Source organism: Lysinibacillus sp. 54212 (assembly GCF_036662795.1).
Lineage (GTDB): Bacteria > Bacillota > Bacilli > Bacillales_A > Planococcaceae > Lysinibacillus_B.
The window spans coordinates 40,020-46,632 of sequence record NZ_JBAFWZ010000026.1; the positions used below are offsets into that span (position 1 = coordinate 40,020).

Consider the following 6,613-nt stretch of genomic DNA (forward strand, 5'->3'; position numbering starts at 1 on the left):
AAACAATGCAATTTAGTGTTTTAGCCAGTGGGAGTACGGGAAATGCAGTATACGTAGAAAATGATGAGCATGCCTTCCTAGTGGATGTTGGCTTAAGCGGCAAAAAAATGGAGCAGCTTTTTGCGAAAATCGACCGAGATATGAAAAAACTGACTGGGTTACTCGTTACACATGAGCATAGTGACCATATTAAAGGGTTAGGGGTAGTTGCCAGAAAGTATAAAATTCCGGTTTATGCTAATGCTAAAACATGGACGGCGATGGATGGGCTAATTGGTGATATTCCGACAGATTTACGCTTTCAGTTTGATATGGAGACGACAAAATCATTCGGTTCACTATCTATTCAATCGTTTGCTGTTTCACATGATGCAGCGGATCCGATGTTTTATGTATTTCATGAAAATGAACGGAAGCTAGCAGTCATTACGGATACAGGCTATGTAAGTGATCGAATGAAGGGCTATATTCGCGGTGCCGATGCATTTGTCTTTGAAAGTAATCATGATGTTGGGATGCTACAAATGGGACGCTATCCTTGGAGTATTAAGCGTCGTATTTTAAGTGATGTTGGACACGTATCGAATGAGGATGCAGCCGTAGCAATGAGCGAGGTTGTATTTGAAAAGCCGACGCAAATTTATTTGTCCCACTTAAGTAAAGATAATAATATGAAGGAACTAGCACGAATGAGTGTTACACAAACCTTGCAATCTTGTGGTATTATCGCAGGCGAATTTGTCCATCTTCATGATACGGATGCAGAAGAACCTACAAAGCTTATTACAGTATAAATGTATGTGATGTCTCCATTTGGGGCATCACATTTTTTAATGGTGTTTTAAAAAATTTTCATCTAATTTTAATGTTTTTTGTGTATGGTATAAGTATAGACAAACAGGAGGGAATGAGACATATGAGTTATTACAATAATAATGATGAAAATCAACCCAATTTAAATACAGAGCTCACGCCACTACAGGAGCGACTAAAGCGTGAGGAAGAAGAGGCTAAAAAAAAGCGTGAGAAAAAACGAGCTGGAGGTAGCAAGGGAGGATACTTTATAAGTGGTTTATCCGGTGTCATTGTCGGTGCCTTGCTGATGTGGCTTCTTTTACCGTCACTCGTTGATCAGCTACCAGGAGGCGGAGTGGAAACGTCAGCTGGAGGGGGGGAATCTGGTGATACCGTTACCCAAAATATCTCCCTTGTGACGTCAGATGTAACATCTGCGGTGGAAAAAGTTTCGGATGCTGTAGTTGGTATTTCAAATTATCAAGAAGCAACGAATTCTCTAAATGGCTTTTGGTTTGGTCAAGGAACGCCATCTCAACAAAATGGAGAAGGCGAGCTAACAGAGGCAGGAACAGGCTCGGGAGTTATTTATAAAATTGAGAATAATGAGGCGTATATCGTCACAAATTATCATGTAATTGAGAATGCAGAAAAGCTAGAAATTACATTATCAGACGGCTCTAAGAAAGAAGCTACACTAATTGGTGGTGACATCTGGACAGACTTAGCAGTTATTAAAGTTAAAGCAGATGGCATTAAAACGATCGCTGAATTTGGTGATTCCGATACTTTAAAACAGGGTGAAACAGTTATTGCAATCGGAAATCCACTTGGCTTTGATTTTTACGGCTCTGTAACAACGGGAGTCATTTCTGGGAAGGATCGTGTCGTACCAGTTGACTTAGATGGTAATGGTACAGAGGATTGGCAATCAGAGGTACTACAAACGGATGCAGCGATTAATGGTGGTAATAGTGGCGGAGCATTAGTTAATATTAATGGGAATCTAATCGGAATCAATTCAATGAAAATCGCCGATGCAAATGTAGAAGGCTTAGGATTTGCAATTCCGATTAACACTGTAATTCCAATTATTAATCAGCTGGAGGAAAGTGGTCAGGTAAAACGTCCTGCAATGGGCATTTCACTAATGGACTTAACGGATATTCCGTCATTCTACCAAAAACAAACGCTACAATTACCTGGCGATATTACAACGGGGGTTGTCGTAGCTGAAGTTGTAAAAGGTTCTGCAGCAGCGGATGCAGGTATGGAGCAATATGACGTCATTGTTGAGATGGATGGTCAGCCAGTCGAAAGTGTGATTGATCTTCGTCAGCACCTATACACAAAAACGAAAATCGGTGACACATTAAAAGTGAAAGTTGTGAGAGCAGGAAAAACAGTCGATCTGCAGCTAGTGTTAAAAGAAAGTACAACATAGTTGTGGATAACTATGGATAAGTGAATAAGTCTGTGCACAACAAGTAGGGAATGAAATAGCTTTTCTTCCCTACTTGTTTTATGTTTGTTACAATGGGTTGTGGATAACATTCGTATATTTGTGTATAAGTTTGTGGGAATTTTTAAATTTTGGAGGATTGCAAAAATGAAAAAATTTAGCTGTGAAAACCATATAGATCACGCTTTAGACATGTTCGTGGCAGAGAAAGAGGAGTTCCCAATTATGGATAAGCTTTCGGATGAGGAGAAGTTATCCACAAAATGCTCATACTGTGAAGAGCAGGCAACATATATTGTATCAAGTAAATAACTTTACACAATATATAGAAAACACCTGTTGATATGTGGATAACTTTTGTGGATAATTTGTTTGTAAATGAATTGTAAAGGTGGATAAGTTGTGAATATTACCATCGTTTCTGTTGGAAAATTAAAAGAAAAGTATTTAAAGATGGGCATTGATGAATATGCAAAGCGTCTCGGTAGCTATGCCAAAATAGATTTTGTTGAAGTCTCAGACGAAAAAGCCCCCGAGCAGCTAAGCGATGCTGAAATGGAAATGGTGAAAAAGAAGGAAGGCGAGCGCATCCTAGCCAAAATAAGTGACGGCACCTATGTAATTGCGTTAGCGCTAGATGGCAAAATGAAAACATCTGAGGAAATGGCAGCCGATCTGGATTCGCTTATGACATACGGCAAAAGCAAGGTCGCCTTCATTATCGGCGGCTCACTTGGCTTACATAATGACGTATTACGACGCGCGGATGAAAAACTATGCTTCGGTAAAATGACCCTCCCTCACCAACTAATGAAGCTCGTATTAGTCGAGCAAATTTATCGAAGCTTTCGAATTATTAAGGGAGAACCGTACCATAAGTAAGTGCGGTTAATAACCATAAAACAGAAAACTTCAAAAATACTTTACATTAAAATGACTTACCTGTGTGGTGAGTCATTTTTTTATCTAATTCTTCTTTACATTCAAGTTACTTTAATGTTTAACATTAGATTTAAGGGGTGTGGTAATTTGACTAAGGAAATGAATATACAAGAGTTTTCTGAAAGAACGGGTATTTCTAAAAGTGCATTAAGGTATTATGAGCAAAAAAATTTACTTTTACCGAAGGCAAGAGGTGCAAATGATTACCGCATATATTCTGAGGATCAAATACCAACAGTGAAATTAATTTCAAGTTTACGCCTAGCTGATGTACCTATAAAAGAAATAAAAGATTATTTAATGGAAAATGATGAGATAAATCGGCAGCAAATGCTAGGGAGTTGGATTGACAATATAAAAAAGACACGAGACCTATTAAATGCAAGTTTACGCTATTTAAAAAGTGATTTTTCTAGCAAAGATATTTATCTAATGGAAAAAAGTGCGGAACAAATTATTTGGTATACTGCTGAATCTAAAAAAGGTGAATTTAAAGATCATTTTGTAAAAAGAGGAAGTGAGCTTCAAAAGTTAAATATTCCATTAAAAAATTGTTACTTGAAATATCTATCTGGTAAAGATTTTATAAAAGTCCAAATTGGCTTTGGAGTACCAATTGATTTAAATATAAGTGATTTACCGGATGATGTTTTAATAGAACGGATACCGCAATGTTTATGTATCGCATTGTCTTATAAAGAATCTATATATACTATTCAAAAGGGTTATGAAAAACTTTTAACCTATGCACTTGAACATAAATGGAAGCTAATATCTCCCGTAATAGAATGGTATTATGGTGCGAATTATACGGAATTAGATTTGTTACTGCCTGTTACTCAATTTGAAAAAAGAGGAGAATGATGATTGGACGTGCTAGTAGTAAGGATTGTTGAGTTACAAGGGAATAACTTTGCTTTTGGTTTACAACAAAGTGAAGAAATAATACACACACACCTTATAAAACAACATGGCTTTCTAAAAAATTTATCAGCACATTCAAATGTGAAAAAAGCTAAAGCATTATTACAAGTTCATTCACCCAATATTTTAGAAGAACTTGGAGGGCTAGCAAAAGGATTAGATATGGAGTTAGGCACGATTATTAGGCTTTACAGTGGTTATGATGTAGATTTTCCAACAATGGGATGTACTGCATATATAAATAATGACTACTATGTACGCAATTATGATTTTAGTCCAGAGCTGTATGATGCAAGACTTGTCTTTTCGAATCCAATCAATGGTTACGCAAGTGTTGGCTTTAGTCAACAAGTTATTGGAAGGCTTGATGGGATGAATGAAAAGGGACTCGTTGTGGGATTACATTTTGTTAATAATGAGCACAAGGGTGAAGGTTTTCTTGCGACGACGATTGTTAGAATATTGCTGGAACAGTGTTGCAGTATAAAAGAGGCAATTGAATTAATTTCAACGATTCCCCATGGATTTTGCTACAATTATTCGATCACAGATTTAAGTGGAGAAGGTGTAGTTGTGGAAGCGACACCTGAGAAACAGGTTGTTCATTTTAACAATCCACTAATTTGTACAAATCATTTTGAAGCAGAAGTTTTACAGAGAAAAAATAGGGAAGACGTACAAGGGTCAATAAAACGGAAAGAATATTTAGGGAGCATATTAACAGAGAAAATATCACCAATAACTGCATATCAACACTTTAATGATGGAAACTCCCCATTATTTTTTAAGTACTATAAAGAGTATTTTGGCACGCTGCATACAGTTGTTTATTTACCAAAAGAGTTAAGTGTTATCATCGGTGTGGGTGAAAATTGTAAACCAATAAAGCTTTCCTTAAGAAAATACTTGGATGGAACTAATAATCTTCCTAAAGTTATAAAGGGGAGAATTAATCAAAAAGTTTAAATGGTTTAACTCATGGTATAAGAAATAGCTTCAAAAATAAATGAAACATAAACCGCACGTATTCTTATTACGGAGAACCGTACCACAAGCAAGTGCGGTTTTTAAAAAGTACCATCTAGAACGTTGTCATATCAACGTTCTAGATGATTTAGTTATTATTAACCTCTTTATTTAGGGGATTATTACAGGTTAGTTGTATTTTTATAGATATCGTTTTGTTAGTTTATCTTTGTGACTTAACATAATTTCAGTTAAATCAATGTCGTACTTATCAGCTAAAATAAATAAATTATCAAGAACATCACCTAGTTCTTCTTTTAAATTCTCAATTTGGATTTCTTTTGATAGAGTTATCTCATCTGGACGATCACGACCAATTTCAATCGTTCGAATTGCTTTGGAAACCTCTCCAACCTCTTCTGTTAAAAAATTTACACGAATAAAGGCGTTTAAGTCATACCACCCTCGTTTTTTATAAAATTCTGTTATCCACTTTTGATATTCAAAAATATTCAATGAAAACCACTCCTTTTACTTCTATAATGATAGCATAGAGGAGGATTAAAATATGAATATTTCAGTTTATTGTGGGGCGAGTTTAGGTAATAAAGAAGTATATGTAGAAGCAGCAAAATCACTTGGAAAATGGATAGCCGATAATGGTCATACATTAGTTTATGGCGGAGGAAAAGCGGGTCTAATGGGCGTCATAGCAGATGAAGTTTTAGTACATAATGGTGAAGTAATCGGTATTATTCCAACATTTTTAGCCGACAGAGAGCTCAGTCATCCCAATATAACTCGTTTAGAAGTTGTGCATTCCATGTCTGAACGTAAAAATAGAATGATTGAGTTAGGAAACTGCTATATTGCACTACCTGGGGGACCTGGAACTTTAGAAGAAATTTCTGAGGTCATTTCATGGGCAAGAATTGGACAACACCAAAACCCATGTATTTTATTCAATATAGATAGCTACTATGACAAATTAAAAGAGTTTTATGAGGATATGGTAACGAATGGTTTTTTAACTGAAGCCGATAATGAAGGAATCTTGTTTACTAACTCTTTTCATGAAATTGAACAACATATTACAAGCTATGTTCCACCCTTGGTACGAACATATTAATTTTAGATGGAAATTTATATAAAATAGATTGGATAATGGATTAAAAAGTTGACTAGTTCTAATAAAACAGCACTTAAGTTAGCTACCGTTCACCGTAGCTAGCTTAAGTGCGATTTTTACTAAGTTTATATTGAATGATTTGGACCGAGAATCTGCTAATGTTGACTAGTTTATGCTTGATATTTCTTGTTAATAATAAATACTATAAGTAGACCATAAATTAAAATAGAAAAAAATCGATTAAAAACATGGTTTAACAATAATATGAAGATATTAAGGATAGAATCAAATGAACTTTAAGGAATTAAAAGAAACGCCACATATAAAGCCAAACGGAGTCGAAATAGCTGAAACTATACTTTTGCCAGGAGATCCACTTCGTGCAAAGTTTATAG

At 35.6% G+C, this 6,613-nt stretch carries 8 protein-coding genes and 1 pseudogene; 8 read left to right on the forward strand and 1 reads right to left on the reverse strand.

The genetic code is table 11. The annotated features are described in order from the left end of the window. The first annotated feature begins 5 nt into the window (after positions 1-5). The 6 genes from V4T18_RS15280 (at position 6) to V4T18_RS15305 (ending at position 5,089) form a co-directional block, all read left to right on the forward strand. Positions 6-794, forward strand: a complete 789-nt coding sequence (locus tag V4T18_RS15280) for an MBL fold metallo-hydrolase (RefSeq protein WP_332650819.1) — start codon at positions 6-8, stop codon at positions 792-794. 122 nt (positions 795-916) lie between these two features. Then, positions 917-2,239 carry a S1C family serine protease gene (locus V4T18_RS15285; RefSeq protein ID WP_332650822.1) on the forward strand — a complete coding sequence of 441 codons (1,323 nt, stop codon included), beginning with the start codon at positions 917-919 and terminating at the stop codon, positions 2,237-2,239. A gap of 165 nt (positions 2,240-2,404) precedes the next feature. Then, positions 2,405-2,569: a CxxH/CxxC protein gene (locus tag V4T18_RS15290; RefSeq protein ID WP_332650824.1), complete on the forward strand. Its 165-nt coding sequence runs from the start codon at positions 2,405-2,407 to the stop codon at positions 2,567-2,569. Positions 2,570-2,659: 90 nt separating this feature from the next. After that, on the forward strand, positions 2,660-3,139 hold the full coding sequence (gene rlmH / locus V4T18_RS15295) for a 23S rRNA (pseudouridine(1915)-N(3))-methyltransferase RlmH (RefSeq protein WP_332650826.1): 480 nt from the start codon (positions 2,660-2,662) through the stop codon (positions 3,137-3,139). Between the two features lie 147 nt (positions 3,140-3,286). Beyond that, positions 3,287-4,063: a MerR family transcriptional regulator gene (locus tag V4T18_RS15300; protein WP_332650828.1), complete on the forward strand. Its 777-nt coding sequence runs from the start codon at positions 3,287-3,289 to the stop codon at positions 4,061-4,063. 9 nt (positions 4,064-4,072) lie between these two features. Then, on the forward strand, positions 4,073-5,089 hold the full coding sequence (locus tag V4T18_RS15305; protein ID WP_332650842.1) for a C45 family peptidase: 1,017 nt from the start codon (positions 4,073-4,075) through the stop codon (positions 5,087-5,089). Between the two features lie 201 nt (positions 5,090-5,290). On the opposite strand, the gene V4T18_RS15310 is transcribed toward V4T18_RS15305, so the two are convergent. Beyond that, a complete protein-coding gene (locus V4T18_RS15310; protein ID WP_332650830.1) occupies positions 5,291-5,605 on the reverse strand; it encodes a MazG-like family protein in 315 nt (104 codons plus the stop codon). A gap of 52 nt (positions 5,606-5,657) precedes the next feature. On the opposite strand from V4T18_RS15310, the gene V4T18_RS15315 reads away from it, so the two are divergent. Together V4T18_RS15315 and V4T18_RS15320 are read left to right on the forward strand one after the other, a co-directional pair. Further along, positions 5,658-6,218: a TIGR00730 family Rossman fold protein gene (locus V4T18_RS15315; protein WP_332650832.1), complete on the forward strand. Its 561-nt coding sequence runs from the start codon at positions 5,658-5,660 to the stop codon at positions 6,216-6,218. A 289-nt stretch (positions 6,219-6,507) separates the two neighbouring features. Beyond that, a pseudogene (locus V4T18_RS15320) lies at positions 6,508-6,613 on the forward strand (hypothetical protein); the annotation flags it as partial.